A 16,119-nucleotide genomic window follows, 5' to 3' on the forward strand; every position below is an offset into this window, starting at 1 on the left:
ACACTTTAAATATGCAGTAGACCGCAATGGATTTGTTCGTGTCAGAGACTGCCTCGCCTTTGCCCGCCGCGGCTGAGCGGGCCGCGTCTCAGATTCCAGGCAGGTTGAAGTTCGACAGGCGTTCTTCCAGCTGGAGGATCGTCGGCACGTCGGCGTTGGCGAAGGCGAAACGAAGGTAGCCTTCCTGGCCCTGGCCGAAATAGTCACCCGGCAGGCAGACGATGCCGGCGATCTTTGCAAGTTTTTCCGCCACGAATTCCGAGCGGATATCCGGATAAGGATGGCGGATATAGGCAAAGTAGGCGCCGATCGCCTGCAGTTTCCAGCCTTTCAGCCCGCTCATGACTTGCTTCAACGCTTCGGCGCGCCGGGTGATCTCGGCGCGGTTGCCGGCCCGCCAGTCGTCCAGCGCCGGGAGTGCCCTGGCGATGGCCGCCTGCGCGGAGCGGGGGGCACAGATCTGCAGATTGTCCATGATCTTGGCGACCTGCTCCACCAGCGCCGGCCCGGCCGTGATCGCGCCGAGGCGGTGACCGGGAATGCAGAAGGACTTCGAGAAGCTGTAGAGACAGACGAGGCTATCCTGCCATCCCTCGACGGTCAGCAGATCATGCGGCGCGCCGCTGCCCTCGGGCAGGAAGTCGCGATAGGTCTCGTCAAGGATCAGCCAGGTTCCGTTTGTCCGGCAGAGGTCGAAGATCCGGCGCAGCAGAGCCGGCGGATAGACCGAGCCGGTCGGATTGTTTGGTGTGACCAGTGCCAAGGCTCGCACGCCGGGCTTCAGCGCCGAGGCAATGGCGTCGATGTCAGGCAGGAAGCCGAGGGCGGCGTCGCAGGGCACCAGCTCGACACCGATGCCGAGCATGGAGAGCGTCGTTTCCTGGTTGAAATAGAAGGGGTTGGTCATCAGGACCTTGTCGCCCGCGCCGGCGATGGCCATCGCGGTCGAGATGAAGGCCTGGTTGCAGCCGGATGTGATGTGGATGTTTTCGGCCGTGACGGATGCACCGTAGACGCCGGAAACATGCGTTGCATAGGCCGCGCGCAAAACGTCCTCGCCCTCGATCGCGCCATAGCCGGTATAGGCGGGCGAGGCCGCCGCTTCGCCGAGCCATGCCAGCATGTCGGGATGGGCCGGATAGCCCGGAACGGCCTGGCTGAGATCGATCCGGGGGCCGCGCGCACCGTCATATTCCTTGCCCCAGGCAAGCACGGAAGGCACCGGCGGCGGCGACAGTCTGGCGATCAGCGGATTGAAATGCGGCATTGCGGTGATCCTGTTGGTTTTAGGCGAGCGTGTTTTTTCAAGACTTGGCGCGGCGCTTCAGCGTCGGTTCCGGCCGGCGCGCGCGGGCAGGGGAGGAGACCGGCTGGAAACCGTCCTTGGTCGGCAGCCGCTCAGGCGCGCTGATCTTCGGCGGCCGGGCGCGGATGATGGTGCGCGCCGAGGTCTGCAGCTCCGGCATCGGGTCGCTTTCGAGCGCGGCAAACAGCCAGTCGATGAACACCTTGACGATCGGCGCGGCCCGGACCTCGTTGCGGCAGGAGACATAGAAGGCGTCGTTGGCGGGAACGGTCAGGTCGAAGGGTGCGATCAGTTCGCCCTTGGCGATGAGGCTGCCTGCGGTAATCGTATCGCCGAGCGCCACGCCCTGATTGTGCAGGGCCGCTTCGGTTGAAAGCCGCGCGTCGCTCATGAAGTGCTGGCGGCCACGCTGGATGTCGGTGCCTTCCGTCGCGGCCGCAAGCCAGGTGTTCCATTCGCGCCCGTCATCCCCATGCAGGATGACATGGTCGCGCAGGTCGCGCAGCGAACGCAGCGGTCGCATGTTGACAAGGGTCGGGCTGACGACAGGGAAAAGTTCCAGCCGGCTCCACAGCCGCGCCCAGCAATCCGGCCAGTTGCCGTCGCCGTAGAGCAGACAGATATCGACATCGTTGGAAAACAGGTTGGCTGCATCGTTGGAGGCGATGAGGGTCAGTTGTACATCCGGAAACTGCTCGGTGAACTGATGCAGGCGCGGGATCATCCAGAACGACAGGAGCGCCGGCACGCAGGCGATGCGCAGTTCGCCGCTGGTGGTCGGACGCGTCATGGCGGCGGTGGCGGCCGCTATGCCCTCGAACGCGTTGGTGACGGCCGGCAACAGCAGCGCGCCTTGCGATGTCAACTTCAACCGCTTGCCGCCGCGCTCGAAAAGCGGCGCGTTGAAGGAGAGTTCAAGCGCCCGGATCTGGTGGCTGATCGCACCGTGGGTCACATTCAGTTCGCGTGCCGCAGCCGAGACCGATCCACGGCGGGCCGTCGCTTCGAAAGCGCGCAGGGGATTGAGCGGGGGCAGGCGGCTGGACACGAAAGAATGCTCTTGAAAGCGAATTGAACTGTGAGTTTTTCTCACGCCAAACGCTATAACAATGTCAATTGATTTTCCAGTGGATTTGTTTCCTAATATGCCCAACAAAGGCAAAAGCCTGGGGAACATGCACGGAAATTCCATCGGTGAAATGACGATGCCAATTCCGTTTGTTGGCGATCATCGAGGCTGGTTTTCGGCCTTGCGACGTCAGTACGCACGTTCTCCCGGGCTTGAAGGAAAGGTCGGCGGACATGACGTGGGATGACAAGAAGCTCAACGATCTGAAGGCGAAATACGGCGAGGCGCATGGTGGCGAAATGTTCGACCCCACCTTCCGCAAGGTTGCTGACAAGATATTCTCCAAGAACGGCACGCGCCTTGCGCCCTATTCCGGTGTGCCGACTTTCCTGATGGCGCCCTATATGCCTGTTGATGCCAACGCGCCGGATTTCGGCAATTTGCAGGTCGCCATTGTCGGCGTGCCGATGGATCTTGGCGTCACCAACCGTCCAGGTTCGCGTTTCGGGCCACGCGCCATGCGCACGATCGAGCGGATCGGTCCCTACAATCACGTTCTCGGTTGTGCTCCGGTGCACGACCTGCGTGTGGCCGATATCGGCGACGTACCGTTCCAGAGCCGTTACCGGCTGGAACTCAGCCATGACGATATCGAAAAGCGCATCAACCAGATCGTCGATGCCGGCGTGGTTCCGCTGTCGGTCGGCGGCGACCACTCGATCAGCCATCCGATCCTGAAAGCTGTCGGCAAGAACCGCCCGGTCGGCATGATCCATATCGACGCCCATTGCGATACCGGCGGCGCCTACGATCTCACCAAGTTCCACCATGGCGGCCCGTTCCGCAACGCGGTGCTCGACGGCGTGCTCGACCCGACCCGGACGATCCAGATCGGCATTCGCGGCTCCTCGGAATATTTGTGGGAATTCTCCTACGAATCCGGCATGACCGTCATCCATGCGGAAGAAGTCACCGGGATGGGCATGCCGGCGATCATCGAGAAGGCGAAGGCGATCGTCGGCGATGGCCCGACCTATCTGTCCTTCGATATCGACAGCGTCGATCCGAGCTTTGCGCCGGGCACCGGCACACCGGAAATCGGTGGCCTCACGACCCGCGAAGTGCTGGAACTGATCCGTGGCCTCAAGGGCCTGAACCTTGTCGGTGGCGACGTCGTCGAGGTTGCGCCACAATATGACGCGACCACCAATACGGCGCATGTCGGTTCGCAGGTTCTGTTCGAAATCCTGAGCCTCATGGTGTTCAGCCCGTTCGTCAATGGCACGCGGGACTGACCTTTTTACGCCGACGGCCCCTCATCCGGCCTGTCGGCCACCTTCTTCCCGTAAGCGGGGAGAAGGAACTTGCGGCAATCTCCGTCGTTCCCTCACCCCGTTTACCGGGAGAGGGCCAGGGGGAGGGGCTATCAACCGCACATGCTTCGCCTGCCAAACAAACTCATAAGGGGAACAAAAATGAAAACCGCATTGAAATCATCTTTTGCCGCCATGCTCCTGCTCGGCGGTGCCGTTCTCGGTCTTGCCTCGGCTGCCAATGCCGACGCTCTCGACGACATCACCAAGGCAGGCGTTCTGAATGTCGGCGTCTTCGCCGATTTTCCGCCCTTCTCCTCGGCCAGTGCCGACATGAGCCTCAAGGGCTATGACATCGACGTCGCTCAGTATATCGCCGATGCACTGAAGGTGAAGCTGGTTCCCGTTCCGATCACCGGCCAGAACCGTATTCCGTACCTGACGGAAAAGCGCGTCGATATGCTGGTCAGCGTCGGCTACAGCAAGGAGCGCGCCGAGGTCATCGATTTCGCCGCCGCCTATGCGCCCTACTACATCGCCGTGATCGGACCGGCTGCGATGGACGTGAAGGGCAAGGACGACCTCGCCGGCAAGAGCATCGCCGTCAACCGCGGCACGCTGGAAGACACCTCGCTGACGGAAGCCGCCCCCAAGGAGACCGATATCAAGCGGTTCGACAACTATAACGCCGTCATTCAGGCTTTCATTTCAGGCCAGACCGACCTGATGGTCGTCGGCAACGATGTCGGTGCGCAGGTTCTGGCCCGCCAGGAAGCCTTGAAGCCGGAGCAGAAGTTCCAACTGCTGACCTCGCCGTCGCATCTCGCGCTCAACAAGGGTGAGGACCGCCTGAAAGCTGCGATCAACGATGCAGTTGCCAAGATGCTGGCAGATGGCAAGCTGAACGAAAGCTCGCAAACCTGGCTGAAGGTTCCGCTCAATCCAGAAAACCTGAAGGATTGATCCTTTGGGTTATGCGCTCGACTTCGGCTGGCTGGAGGATGCGGTCTTCCTGATCGCAAACGGCGCCGCCATGACGATGCTTCTGATCGCGGTGTCGGCTGTTGCCGGCACCGTGCTCAGCATTCTCGGCGCGGCGGCCCGGCGCAGCCGTCATGCGGCCTTGCGCCGGCTGATCGCCGGTTATGTCGAGCTCGTGCGCAACACGCCCTTTCTGGTGCAGTTGTTCTTCATTTTCTTCGGCCTGCCGAGCCTTGGCATCCGGCTCGATCCGGTCGTCGCGGCCATTTTGGCAATGACCTTGAACATGACCGCCTATACGACCGAGATCGTCGGCGCTGGTCTTGATGCCGTGCCGAAAGGACAGCGCGAGGCGGCGCTGGCTCTGGGGCTGCGACCGCGGCAGGTCTTCGTCAAGATCGTCCTGCCACAGGCCTTGAAAGTGATCTATCCGGCCCTGACCAGCCAGATCATCATCATGATGCTGGAATCCGCCGTCGTCTCGCAGATCGCCGTGCGCGAACTGACCTACGAGGCGGACATGCTGCAGGCTCGCACCTTCCGCGCCTTCGAAACCTATTTCGTCATCACGCTGGTCTATCTCGGCATGAGCATCGGCCTGCGCCGCCTGCTGGTTGCCGGCGGCAATCGCTTCTTGCCCGGAGGCGTTTCGTGATCGAATTCACGCTTTGGGACATCATCCGCAACCTGCTTCTGGCCGCGCGCTGGACCATCCTTCTCTCCGTCGTAGCCTTTGCCGGCGGCATCGTCGTCGGATTGCTGATCCTGTTCCTGCGCATTTCCAAGCGGCGCTGGCTGAAGCGTTTCGCGGAATATTATATCGGCCTGTTCCAGGGTACGCCGCTGCTGATGCAACTGTTCCTGCTGTTCTTCGGCCTGCCGCTTTTGGGCTTGCGCATCGAACCCTGGACGGCTGCCGTGCTCGGGCTTACTCTTTGCGCCAGCGCGTTTCTGGCCGAAATCTGGCGTGGCGGTGTCGAGGCGGTGCCGGTCGGGCAATGGGACGCGGGAAGCAGCCTCGGGCTCCACTATATCAGCCAGATGCGGCTGATCATCCTGCCGCAGGCCTTTGCGATCACGCGGGCGCCGACGGTCGGCTTCCTGGTGCAACTGATCAAGAACACCGCGCTGACCTCGATCATCGGCTTTGAGGAACTGGTCAGGACGTCGAATGCGATCAACAATGCGACCTTCGAGCCGTTCAAGGTCTATGGCTTTGTTGCCCTTATCTATTTCGTCTTGTGTTTTCCGTTGACTCGATACGCCAAGATGCTGGAGCTTCGTGCCCTGAAACATTGATTGAACCACGGTTCGGACTTGCAAGCCGGACTGAAAATTGGGAACAGACCGGTAGCCAGAAGCGGCCGGCATAAAAAGGAGAACGATCATGACTGAATTTCTGAGCAAGAGCGTCGGCCGTCGCGCCGTTCTGGGCGCTGGTCTTGCGGGTGTATCGATGCTGGCCATGCCGTCGATCCTGCGGGCGCAGGACAAGTCGCTGAAGGTGGGCGTCTACGGCGGCTACTTCAAGGATTCGTTCGACAAGAACATTTTCCCCGAATTCACCAAGACAACCGGTATCGTCGTCGAAGCCGTTGCAGAGCCGACCGGCGAAGCCTGGCTGGTACAGCTCGACCAGGCCGCCAAGGCTGGCCAGGCGCCTGCCGACGTCTCGATGATGTCGCAGGTCGCGATGCTGAAGGGCCAGGCGACGGACCTCTGGGCGCCGCTCGACATGGCGAAGATTCCGAACGGCAAGAACCTGATCGACCGTTTCGTCAACAAATATCCGGACGGCCGCGTTGCCGGCATCGGCGCGGTGTCCTGGTACATCACCCTCGTCACCAACACGGACGTCTTCAAGGAAGCGCCGACCTCCTGGACCGCCTTCTGGGATCCGGCCAATGCCGACAAGCTCGGCCTGCTTGCGCTTGTCTCCAACTCCTTCTTGCTCGAAGTGACGGCCAAGACCTATCTCGGCGGCACCAATGCGCTGGATACGGAAGAGGGCATCCAGAAAGCGTTCGACAAGCTGGCCGAAGTCAAGCCGAACGTTCGCCTCTGGTATCGCGACGAAGCGCAGTTCGAACAGGCGCTGAAGTCGGGCGAAATCCCGATGGGCCAGTATTATCACGACGTCACCGGCCTTGCCGCGGCCGACGGCAACCCTGTCCGCTCGACCTTCCCGAAGGAAGGCGGCATCCAGGATTCGGGCTGCTGGGCCCTGTCGCGTGCATCGACCAAGGTCGAGGAAGCCCATGTCTTCATCGATTACATGAGCCAGCCGTCGATCCAGGCGATCCTGTCGCGCAAGGTCGGCACCTCGCCGACGGTCAAGCGCGAACTGACCGACCTGACGGCCGAAGAATTCGCCGCCGTCTCCTCCGATATCGAGCCGATCATTCCGCGCTACGATCTCTACCAGACCAAGTCGGATTGGCTGAACCAGAAATGGACGGAACTGATCGTCGGTTGAACTGGTCAGAGGGGCTCACCCCCTCTGCCCTGTCGGGCATCTCCCCCTTAAGGCGGGAGATCGCAAGGCGCGCATTCCCCTTTCACCATGATGAACGTGAGAGGAAAAGAATAATCTCCCCCCTTGAGGGGGAGATGTCCCAAAGGGACTGAGGGGGGGACGCGGCATATGCTGCTGCTTATTTGGGCCCTGCAATTTTAGAAGGAACACGAATGTCAGGCCTGACCCTCAACAATGTCACGAAGGAATTTGGGACTTTCACCGCGGTCAACAATGTTGCCCTGACGGTGCCGCATGGCACATTCGTTTGCCTGCTTGGACCCTCCGGCTGCGGCAAGACGACGCTTTTGAGAATGATTGCCGGCCTTGAACTGCCGAGTGCGGGTACGATCAGCCTCGATGGCGAGGACATTACCCAGGTTCCCACCCACAAGCGCAATCTCGGCATGGTGTTCCAGTCGCTGGCGCTGTTTCCGCATCTGACGGTCGGCGAGAATATCGCTTATCCCTTGCGTATCCGGGGCACGGCCAAGGAAGACCAGGTCAAGCGCGTCGCCGAGCTGCTGGCAATGGTGCATCTTGGTGGCTATGCCGACCGGCCTGTCGCCAAGCTTTCCGGTGGCCAACGCCAGCGCGTGGCGATCGCTCGGGCCCTGGCGATTTCGCCAAAGCTCTTCCTGCTCGACGAGCCGCTGTCGGCGCTCGATGCGCAACTGCGCGAGGCCATGCAGGTGGAACTGCGGCAATTGCAGCAGAAGCTCGGCATCACCACCATCGTCGTCACGCATGACCAGCGCGAGGCGATGACAATGGCCGATACGGTGATTGTCATGAAAGGCGGTGAAATCCGCCAGGCGGCGCCGCCGATCGAGATCTACCGGCGCCCGGCCGACAGTTTCGTCGCCGATTTCATCGGCTCCACCAATCTGATTGCCGCCGAAGCCGACAGCACCGGCCGCGTCACTGTGCTCGGCCAGCCGGTTTCCGGCGTGTCGCTCGGTGCGGAGAGAAAAGCAACATTGTCCATCCGGCCGGAGGACATCCAGTTGACGGCGCCCGGCAATGGCGCGCTGTCCGGCACCGTCACCTTCGTGCGCGATCTTGGCGGCACGATCGAAACCTTCGTCGATATTGCCGGTCATCAGATCGTCGCCGTCTCGACGCCGCGTGCGCGGCCCGAAGTCACGGTCGGCCAACCGGTCGGCGTAGTCTTGCTGCCGGATGTCTGCGTGGTGCTGGCCAAATGAGACGCGAAGCCCCACAAAAGCTCGGCGACTATGGTCCGCTGTTCTTCCCGGCGATGATGCTCATCGTCTTCTTCGTCGTGCCGTTCGCGACGATGATCGCGGTGTCGTTCTTCCAGCGCCAGCAGGGCGGTTTCTACGTGCCTGCCTTCGAGTTTTCGAACTATCAGCGGTTTCTCAGCCTGTTCTTTGCCAATGTGCTCGGCTTCTCGCTGATGCTGGCGGTGACGGTAGCGATCTGCTGCATTCTGCTCGCCGTTCCCTTCACCTATCTCCTGACCCGCATGACGCGAAAGGTGCAGATCGTCTGGCTGGTGGCGCTTCTCTCGGTCCTGTCGCTGTCGGAAGTCATCATCGGCTTTGCCTGGTCGACGATCTTTTCGCGCACGGCGGGGATTACCAACATCTTGGTCATGGCTGGTCTCATGAGCGAGGCGAAGGCGCTGTTGCCGAGTTTTGGCGCCGTGCTGACCGGCATGGTCTACCAAGCGTTTCCCTATACGGTGCTGGTGCTCTACCCGGCGCTCGTCCGGCTCGATCCGACGCTGACGGAAGCGGCCCGCACGCTCGGCGCCTCGCCGATCAAGGCGTTCTTCACCGTCGTCGTCCCGGCACTGCGCAACACCATCACCGCGACGCTGATCATGGTCTTCATCTTCGCGCTCGGCTCCTACCTCCTGCCGCAGCTTCTCGGGCGGCCACAGCACTGGACACTGTCGGTGCTGATCACCGACCAGGCGATCTACCAGTCCAACATGCCGTTCGCGGCGGCCATGGCGGTCTTCCTGGTGCTGGTGACGCTTGGGCTCGTGGGGCTGACGATCCTCGCCGGACGCAAGGGAGAGGCCGCATGACGAAGGCACTGAGCAAGATCTATTTCGTCCTGATCGGCCTGTTCCTGGCGCTGCCGATGATCGTCGTCGCCGGCGTTTCAGTGAACGAGAAGCAGACGCTGGCCTTTCCGCCCAAGGGTTTTTCGCTCTCCTGGTACGGGGAAATCTTCCTCAATCCGGAATGGCGCAGCGCGCTGTTCGCCTCGCTGACGCTGGCGCTCGCATCGGCGGCGCTGGCGGTGGCAATTGCCCTGCCGCTCGCCTGGTTCCTGTGGCGGCGGATCGCGCCCTGGGCAAACATCTTCCAGCTTCTCGGTATCGCGCCGTTCACGCTGCCGCCCGTCATCACCGCGCTCGGCCTCCTGACCTTCTGGGCGACAACCGGCTTCTACGGCCAGCCCTGGACAGCTGTTGTCAGCCACGCGATCTTCTTCGTAACCTTCCCGCTGGTGACCCTGTCGCTCGGCTTTACGGCCATCGACCGCTCGCTGGTTGAGGCAGCCGCCACCATGGGTGCCGACGACCGGACGATCTTCCGCACCGTCGTTCTGCCGTTGATCCTGCCCTATATCGTCTCGGGATATGCCTTTGCCTTCGTCCTGTCGCTCAACGAATATATCGTTGCCTACATGACCGTCGGCTTCACGATGGAAACCCTGCCGATCAAGATCTTCAACGCCCTGCGCTACGGCTATACGCCGACCATGGCGTCGGTGACGATCCTGTTCGTGGCGACGGCTGCCGTCATCTTTTCCGTTGTCGCGCGGTTCGGCGATCTGCCGAAGTTGCTCGGCGCCATGTCATCGGACGACACATGATCACGCTCGCCGCCCTGCAGATGAAATCGGTCCCCGGCGACGTCGCCGCCAATCTCGCCCGTATCGAGCAGGCGGTCAAAGAGGCTGCCGCCAAGGGCGCAAGCCTGCTGATGACGCCGGAACTCGGTCTCACCGGCTATGGCGCAGGTGCCATCATCCGGGATTTGGCGGAACCGGCGGATGGACCTCTGGTGAAACGTCTTCAGGCGATGTCGGTTGCGACCGGCGTGGCGATCATTGCCGGCTTTGCGGAAGATGCCGAGGGCACGGTCTTCAACAGCGCCGTCTATGTCGATGGAGATGCGGTTCCGGTCGTCTATCGCAAATCCAATCTCTATGGCGATTACGAACGGGCGCTCTTTACCCCCGCGCAACCGGGCACGGTGACCTTCGACCATCGCGGCGTCCGCTGCGGCATGCTGATCTGCTACGACGTGGAGTTTCCGGAGAATGTCCGGCGCCTCGCCTTGGCCGGTGTCGATGCCGTGCTGGTTCCGACCGCGCTGCCGGCCGGATATTCCGGCACGTTCATCGCCGATCACATGATCCAGACGCGGGCGTTCGAGAACCAGGTCTTCGTCGCCTATATCAATCACTGCGGCGCCGACGAGCGCTTTACCTTTGCCGGCTCGTCGCGGATCGCCGCACCCGACGGCAGCCTTCTGGCAAGCGCTGCCTCGCATGGTGAAACGCTGATGATCGTTACGTTGAAGCCGGCCGACTTCGATGTTTCCAAGACCGAAAACACCTATTTGAACGATTTGCGGCACCCGGTCTGACCATTATCACGATGCGGTGGAAGCGCGCTTTTTGCGGCGGTGGACGGTATCGTTCAATTTTTGTGAACATTGCGTCCCTGTCGGACCTCTTTATTAAACTGGCTGCCCAGACGATATTCGCTCCAGATAATCGAATGGAGGCAGCCATGAGCTTGCAACTGACAGGAATTCATCACCTTACCGCCATCACCGCGAACGCCAGGGAAAACCTGCGCTTCTATACGCAGACGCTCGGCATGCGGCTGGTGAAGAAGACGGTGAACCAGGACGACACCACCGCATATCACCTTTTCTATGCCGACGGCGAAGCAACGCCCGGCACGGATCTGACTTTCTTCGACTGGCCCGTGAACCGGGAAGCGCGCGGCACGCATAGTGTTTCGCGCACCGGCCTTCGTGTCGGCAGCACGCAGAGTGTCGAATGGTGGGCGGCTCGCTTGCGGGAACTGAACGTGACGATTGGCGATGTCATCGAGATCGACGGGCGCATGTCGCTCGATTTCGAGGATGGCGAAGGCCAGCGGTTTCGGTTGATCGACGATGGCGGGCTGGCACCATCGCATCCGTGGGATCGCAGCCCGGTGCCAGTCGAACACCAGATCAAGGGTCTCGGCCCGATCGTCATGAGCGTTCCCGATATCACCAATACGGAGATTGTTCTCGAGCATGTGATGAACATGAAAAAGCAGCGGCAATATCCGTCACCCGACGGAAACGGCGCGGTGCATGTCTTTTCGATGGGTGAGGGCGGTCCGGCCGCCGAACTTCATGTCGCGGTGGAGCCGGGCCTCCCGACTGCGCGGCAGGGCGCCGGCGCCGTTCATCACGTGGCTTTCCGTGCGCCGGACGAGGCGGCGTTGCATGAATGGACCGCGCGGCTGCTGAGTTTTCAGCTGCCGTCGAGCGGCGAGGTCGAGCGCTTCTATTTCCGCTCGCTCTACTTCCGCGAGCCGAATGGCATCTTGTTCGAGATCGCCACCGACGGTCCCGGTTTTGCCGTCGACGAGCCGCTGGAAACGCTGGGCGAAGGCCTGTCGCTGCCACCATTCCTGGAGCACAAACGCGCCCAGATCGAGGCACGGCTGAAGCCGCTGGTCTGATCGACCGATAAAAGCCGGGTTCATCCCGGCTTTTTAGGCTGTACTTTTTAGCCGCGGCCAGCATGTTGGCACGAAACGCAAAAGGATCATCCCATGACCAAACTCCTCGGTATTTCCGGAAGCCTGCGCAAGGCCTCGTTCAACAAGGCCTTGCTCAACGCCGCCCTGCCGCTGGCGCCGGAGGGCGTCACCTTCACGATCGGAACGATCGAGGGCATTCCGCTCTACAATGCCGATGTCGAGCGGGAGGGCGTGCCGGACGCCGTGCAGGTCCTGAAGGATCAGATCGCGAACGCCGACGGCGTCATCCTGTTCACGCCGGAATACAACAATTCGATGCCGGGCGTGTTCAAGAACGCGATCGACTGGGTGAGTTCATCGATGACCGGCGCACCGAATGTCTTTTCCGGAAGGGTTTTTGCGCTTGCCGGCGCGTCGCCCGGTCCGTTCGGAACCCTGCTCAGCCAGGATGCCTGGCTGTCGGTCTTCCGCACGCTTGGTGCCGATCTCTGGTCCGGCAAGCGGCTGATGGTGCCGAAGGCCGGATCGGTGTTCGACAAGGAGGGCAACATGATCGACGAAGAGGCAAAGGCGCGGCTGAAGACCCTCGTCGAAGCTTTTTCTGCCTATGTTGCGACGGTCAAGGACGGGTAGTCCGGGTCAGATTTCCAAGCCGGTTAGCCATGCCCTGGTTATGGTCACGTCCTGCGGGCTCAACTGGTGTCCGGCATTGATCATGATGCTTTCCACCGTGGCATGGCCGTTCAGGAGGTTCTTTTCGAGTTCCGTCGCGTAGGGCGAATAGGGGTCCTGCGTGCCGCTCGTCATCAGGACGCGCGTTCCCGTGAGGTCTGCTACGGGAGTGTTTTCCAGCACGTTCATCGGCCGCAGCAGCACGGCGGTGCGGATGAGGCCCGGATGTCTTAGCATCACCGCGCCCAGCATGTTTGCGCCGTTGGAATAGCCGACGAACACCGTCTTCTGCAGGTTGATGCCATAACCCGTCACCGCGCCTTCGACAAAGGCAACGAAGGCTTCCGCCTCGGACATGATATCCCGCTGGTCGAAGGTGGTGTTGGTGATCCGCCGGAAGAAACGGGGATAGCCTTCCTCGACGCTGCGGCCGCGCAGGCTGAGCAATTCCGCATCGGGCGCAATCTGCCGTCCGAGCGGCAAGAGGCTGGTCTCGTTGCCACCGGTTCCATGCAGCAGGATCAGTGTGCGGCCATCCGGGTTTTCCGGGACGGTGAAACGATGGACGAAGGGCAGTTCGCGGGCCGGAACGCGTGCCTCGCCGGGCAGCGCGAACTGCGGCAGAATGACGAGACTGTCCTGGTTCTCGCCACCGAAATGCTCGGGAACGAACAGTTTCGTGCCGAGCGTCTCCTGGCTTTCATCGATCGCCATGCCCGGCCCGTCCGTCGCCAGTTCGAACAGCGTGCCGCCGGGTTCGCGGACGTAGAGTGAGTAGAAATATTTCCGGTCATGCGCCGCAATCGTGCCGGCATCCTCGGCTTCGAGTTGCGTCCGCACCGCATCGACGGCCGCGGTGTCGGTGGCCCGGAAGGCGATATGATCGATGGTTCCGGTGCCGGGCGCAGCCGTCCAGAAACCGCCGGCATCGCGGACGTCGATAATGTCGCCGGACTGCGAGACCAGGCGACGGATCGTGTCGGTCCTGTCGCTTTCGTCGTAGCCGAAATGCCGGTTGACGAAAGCGGCGGTTCCGTCCGGCGTTGCCGTAAGAATGGTTGCGCCGCGCAGGCGCCGGATCGCATCGTGTGGCGGAATATCGCCATGGACATAGAGTGCCGGAGCAGCGATCATCTCGGTCCCGACAAGCTTGATGATGACACCGTCGGGATCCTTCAGCCGGATGACCGGCTCGCCGAATTCCTGTGCCGGCCCCTCCGTGGCGACATTGTAGCGCAGCGCACGCGTCAGCCAGAAGCCGATACTGTCGGGCGCGATGACAAAGGAGACCTCGCTCGGCTGGCCATGGCCGACGCGGCCTGGCGCGCCGTCTTCCCAGACGAGAAACGAGATCAGCGAGCCGGGCGAACCGGCGGCGTCGCCATAGAACAGATGAAGCTGCGCTGCATCCTCGAAACCGGCCGTGCGCTTGACGAGGCGCAAACCCAGGAAGCCGGCATAGAAATCGACATTGGCCTGAACCTTGCGGGTGATCAGGGTGATGTGGTGTATGCCGCTTGTCATGGCCTGAGAACCTGTGAGTCTGTCTGCGGGAGAGGCCGCAAGGGAAACGGGACCGACGGGACCGGCATGCCTGTCCGGCCGGGCCGTTGCTATCGGTCGGCTGTGTTGAAAGCTACTGCTTCGGCCGATCCTTGGCGAGGAAGGCCTTGAAGGCATCGGCATGGTCCGGATGCCAGCGTGATAGCGGCGGCCGGTTTTCGACGATGTCGCCGGCGGCCCAGAGGATGCGCTTTTCGTCCGTCGATCGCTGCACGTCATTGTCGGGGCAGAGAATGTAGAAGTCGTGGTTTTCCAGGCTCTGCATCATGAAATCGACGGTTTCCTGGGGCGTCCAGGCGGCGTTCGGCTTTTCGGTGCGTCCATTGGCGGTGAGGCCGGTATGGACGAAGCCGGGGATCAGCAGATGAGCCGTCACGTTGCAATCGGCCGTGTTGCGCAATTCGTGCTGGAGCGCTTCCGTGAAAACCTTCACCCCGGCCTTGGCGACATTATAGGCTGGATCTCCGGGCGGTGTGGTAATGCCCTGCTTGGAGCCGGTGTTGATGATCAGCGCCTTCTGGCCATGGGCGATCATGCGGCGCGCGAAGATGCGCGAACCATTGATGACGCTCCAGAGATTGACGTCGATCACACGCTCCCATGTATCGTGGGTACCGAGAATGGAACTGCCGGGCTGGATGCCGGCATTGTTCATCAGGACGTGCACCTTGCCGAAGCGGTCGATGGCCTCCGTTTCCAGCGCCCTGAGCGAATCGATGCTCGAGACATCCGTCGCCAAAGCGATCACGCTGTCCGGCCCATGCGGAGAGAGTGAAGCGGTTTCCCGGGCTGCCTTGTCAAGCCGCTCGCCGGGCAGGTCGGCCAGCACCACGGCCATGCCGAGGCCTGCAAAACGCCTGGCTGCGGCAAGGCCGATCCCCGAGGCCGCGCCGGTCACGACGGCAACATGGTTGCTGGCAAAGGCTGCGTGGTTCATCGCTGTTCCGTCTCGCTCTTTAAGGATATGATCTTCAACGGAAAACTAGGGCTCCGGCAGCCATATGTCCATCGCTCCTTTGCCGCAGCCTCTTGCCTGAAAAGCACCGAGCCCTAATTTTCTCTTGAAATCAAAGCCCTACTCATCATCCCGAACTTGAGGAATCGAATGGCCCTACCGAAGACCCGGAGCAACAGGGTGACGCCTTGCGAGCAGTGTCCCCTCAGGGCGCTTCCGCACTTCAGAGATTTCAAGCCGGACGAGCTAGATTTCGTTTCGAATTTCAAGGTCGGCGAACTGACCGTGGCTCCGGGCACGACCATCCTGTCGGAGGGATCCCACAGCGCGCATCTGTTCACCGTCCTGTCGGGCTGGGGTTTTCGCTACAAGACGCTTGATGACGGTCGTCGACAAATTCTCAACTACATGATGCCGGGGGATCTGATCGGCCTGCAGGGCAGCCTCATGGGCGAGATGAAGCATTCGGTGGAGGCACTGTCGCCGGTGACGCTCTGCGTGTTCGAGCGCGACAAGTTGGGGACGCTCTACCGCAACTATCCCGACCTTGCCTACGATTTGACCTGGATTGCGGCGCAGGAGGAACGCATTCTCGATGAAAACCTCCTGAGCATCGGCCGCCGGTCGGCCTTGGAACGGGCGGCCTATCTGCTCGCCTTCCTCTATCAGCGCGCCAAGGCATCGAACCTGTTCCAGGGCCAGCGCGTCTCCATCCCGATCACCCAGCAACACGTGGCTGATACGCTCGGGCTTTCTATCGTTCATACCAACAAGACATTGAAGAAGCTCGGCGAACGCAAGCTGATTCGCTGGGCGGATCGCGGCTGCGATATAATCGACGATGCAGGGCTGATGAAAATCGCGGACTGGGAGGGCTATCACGAGAAAAGCCGGCCTCTCATCTGAAACGAAGGCCTCGCTCACCGCCGGACAATCGCTTCCATATGTGTCATATTTAAATGCTACGGTTGCGCGCCTGACCTATGTCT

At 61.5% G+C, this 16,119-nt stretch carries 16 protein-coding genes; 12 read left to right on the forward strand and 4 right to left on the reverse strand.

Annotated features, from left to right (window positions below; genetic code table 11):
* Positions 1-88 precede the first annotated feature (88 nt).
* Positions 89-1,267 carry an aminotransferase gene (locus tag VL202_RS10775; protein WP_325464108.1) on the reverse strand — a complete coding sequence of 393 codons (1,179 nt, stop codon included), beginning with the start codon at positions 1,265-1,267 and terminating at the stop codon, positions 89-91.
* Between the two features lie 37 nt (positions 1,268-1,304).
* The gene (locus VL202_RS10780; protein ID WP_325464109.1) at positions 1,305-2,354 is read right to left on the reverse strand and encodes a LysR substrate-binding domain-containing protein; all 1,050 of its coding nucleotides are present in this window, start codon (positions 2,352-2,354) and stop codon (positions 1,305-1,307) included.
* A gap of 254 nt (positions 2,355-2,608) precedes the next feature.
* Here VL202_RS10780 and speB point away from each other — a divergent pair, with 254 nt between their 5' ends.
* The 11 genes from speB (at position 2,609) to VL202_RS10835 (ending at position 12,573) form a co-directional block, all read left to right on the forward strand.
* Positions 2,609-3,670 (forward strand): agmatinase, encoded by a 1,062-nt coding sequence (speB, locus tag VL202_RS10785; RefSeq protein WP_325464110.1) that lies wholly within the window; start codon positions 2,609-2,611, stop codon positions 3,668-3,670.
* Between the two features lie 180 nt (positions 3,671-3,850).
* Positions 3,851-4,651: a transporter substrate-binding domain-containing protein gene (locus VL202_RS10790; RefSeq protein ID WP_325464111.1), complete on the forward strand. Its 801-nt coding sequence runs from the start codon at positions 3,851-3,853 to the stop codon at positions 4,649-4,651.
* Between the two features lie 4 nt (positions 4,652-4,655).
* Complete coding sequence (locus tag VL202_RS10795) at positions 4,656-5,324, forward strand: amino acid ABC transporter permease (RefSeq protein ID WP_325464112.1); 669 nt, start codon at positions 4,656-4,658, stop codon at positions 5,322-5,324.
* Entirely contained in the window at positions 5,321-5,968 is a 648-nt protein-coding gene (locus VL202_RS10800; RefSeq protein WP_325464113.1) for an amino acid ABC transporter permease, read from the forward strand. The genes VL202_RS10795 and VL202_RS10800 overlap by 4 nt, the downstream gene beginning before the upstream one ends.
* An 88-nt stretch (positions 5,969-6,056) precedes the next feature.
* The gene (locus tag VL202_RS10805; protein WP_325464114.1) at positions 6,057-7,145 is read left to right on the forward strand and encodes an ABC transporter substrate-binding protein; all 1,089 of its coding nucleotides are present in this window, start codon (positions 6,057-6,059) and stop codon (positions 7,143-7,145) included.
* A 212-nt stretch (positions 7,146-7,357) separates the two neighbouring features.
* Entirely contained in the window at positions 7,358-8,392 is a 1,035-nt protein-coding gene (locus VL202_RS10810) for an ABC transporter ATP-binding protein (RefSeq protein ID WP_325464115.1), read from the forward strand.
* Positions 8,389-9,243, forward strand: a complete 855-nt coding sequence (locus tag VL202_RS10815; protein ID WP_325464116.1) for an ABC transporter permease — start codon at positions 8,389-8,391, stop codon at positions 9,241-9,243. Before VL202_RS10810 ends, VL202_RS10815 begins: the two co-directional genes overlap by 4 nt.
* The gene (locus VL202_RS10820; protein WP_325464117.1) at positions 9,240-10,040 is read left to right on the forward strand and encodes an ABC transporter permease; all 801 of its coding nucleotides are present in this window, start codon (positions 9,240-9,242) and stop codon (positions 10,038-10,040) included. Before VL202_RS10815 ends, VL202_RS10820 begins: the two co-directional genes overlap by 4 nt.
* A complete protein-coding gene (locus VL202_RS10825; protein WP_325464118.1) occupies positions 10,037-10,819 on the forward strand; it encodes a carbon-nitrogen hydrolase family protein in 783 nt (260 codons plus the stop codon). The genes VL202_RS10820 and VL202_RS10825 overlap by 4 nt, the downstream gene beginning before the upstream one ends.
* 146 nt (positions 10,820-10,965) lie before the next feature.
* Entirely contained in the window at positions 10,966-11,919 is a 954-nt protein-coding gene (locus tag VL202_RS10830) for a ring-cleaving dioxygenase (protein WP_325464119.1), read from the forward strand.
* 93 nt (positions 11,920-12,012) lie between these two features.
* Positions 12,013-12,573, forward strand: coding sequence for an NADPH-dependent FMN reductase (locus VL202_RS10835; RefSeq protein ID WP_325464120.1), 561 nt, complete (start codon positions 12,013-12,015; stop codon positions 12,571-12,573).
* A gap of 6 nt (positions 12,574-12,579) precedes the next feature.
* Here the strand turns inward: VL202_RS10835 and VL202_RS10840 are convergent, their stop codons facing one another.
* Entirely contained in the window at positions 12,580-14,136 is a 1,557-nt protein-coding gene (locus tag VL202_RS10840) for a VOC family protein (RefSeq protein ID WP_325464121.1), read from the reverse strand.
* 112 nt (positions 14,137-14,248) lie between these two features.
* Positions 14,249-15,112 carry an SDR family NAD(P)-dependent oxidoreductase gene (locus tag VL202_RS10845; RefSeq protein WP_325464122.1) on the reverse strand — a complete coding sequence of 288 codons (864 nt, stop codon included), beginning with the start codon at positions 15,110-15,112 and terminating at the stop codon, positions 14,249-14,251.
* A 168-nt stretch (positions 15,113-15,280) separates the two neighbouring features.
* Between VL202_RS10845 and VL202_RS10850 the strand changes: the two genes are divergently transcribed.
* Positions 15,281-16,036, forward strand: a complete 756-nt coding sequence (locus VL202_RS10850; RefSeq protein ID WP_325464123.1) for a Crp/Fnr family transcriptional regulator — start codon at positions 15,281-15,283, stop codon at positions 16,034-16,036.
* The last annotated feature ends 83 nt before the right edge of the window (positions 16,037-16,119 follow it).

Origin of the sequence: Pararhizobium sp., assembly GCF_035497515.1 — a bacterium.
Classification (GTDB): domain Bacteria; phylum Pseudomonadota; class Alphaproteobacteria; order Rhizobiales; family Rhizobiaceae; genus Pararhizobium.

Bases quoted from the DNA above. Each gene is read 5' to 3' on its own strand.
- VL202_RS10775 (WP_325464108.1), bottom strand. From the start codon at position 1,267: ATGCCGCATTTCAATCCGCTGATCGCCAGACTGTCGCCGCCGCCGGTG.
- speB (WP_325464110.1), top strand. From the start codon at position 2,609: ATGACGTGGGATGACAAGAAGCTCAACGATCTGAAGGCGAAATACGGC.
- VL202_RS10790 (WP_325464111.1), top strand. From the start codon at position 3,851: ATGAAAACCGCATTGAAATCATCTTTTGCCGCCATGCTCCTGCTCGGC.
- VL202_RS10805 (WP_325464114.1), top strand. From the start codon at position 6,057: ATGACTGAATTTCTGAGCAAGAGCGTCGGCCGTCGCGCCGTTCTGGGC.
- VL202_RS10810 (WP_325464115.1), top strand. From the start codon at position 7,358: ATGTCAGGCCTGACCCTCAACAATGTCACGAAGGAATTTGGGACTTTC.
- VL202_RS10815 (WP_325464116.1), top strand. From the start codon at position 8,389: ATGAGACGCGAAGCCCCACAAAAGCTCGGCGACTATGGTCCGCTGTTC.
- VL202_RS10820 (WP_325464117.1), top strand. From the start codon at position 9,240: ATGACGAAGGCACTGAGCAAGATCTATTTCGTCCTGATCGGCCTGTTC.
- VL202_RS10825 (WP_325464118.1), top strand. From the start codon at position 10,037: ATGATCACGCTCGCCGCCCTGCAGATGAAATCGGTCCCCGGCGACGTC.
- VL202_RS10830 (WP_325464119.1), top strand. From the start codon at position 10,966: ATGAGCTTGCAACTGACAGGAATTCATCACCTTACCGCCATCACCGCG.
- VL202_RS10835 (WP_325464120.1), top strand. From the start codon at position 12,013: ATGACCAAACTCCTCGGTATTTCCGGAAGCCTGCGCAAGGCCTCGTTC.
- VL202_RS10840 (WP_325464121.1), bottom strand. From the start codon at position 14,136: ATGACAAGCGGCATACACCACATCACCCTGATCACCCGCAAGGTTCAG.
- VL202_RS10845 (WP_325464122.1), bottom strand. From the start codon at position 15,112: ATGAACCACGCAGCCTTTGCCAGCAACCATGTTGCCGTCGTGACCGGC.
- VL202_RS10850 (WP_325464123.1), top strand. From the start codon at position 15,281: ATGGCCCTACCGAAGACCCGGAGCAACAGGGTGACGCCTTGCGAGCAG.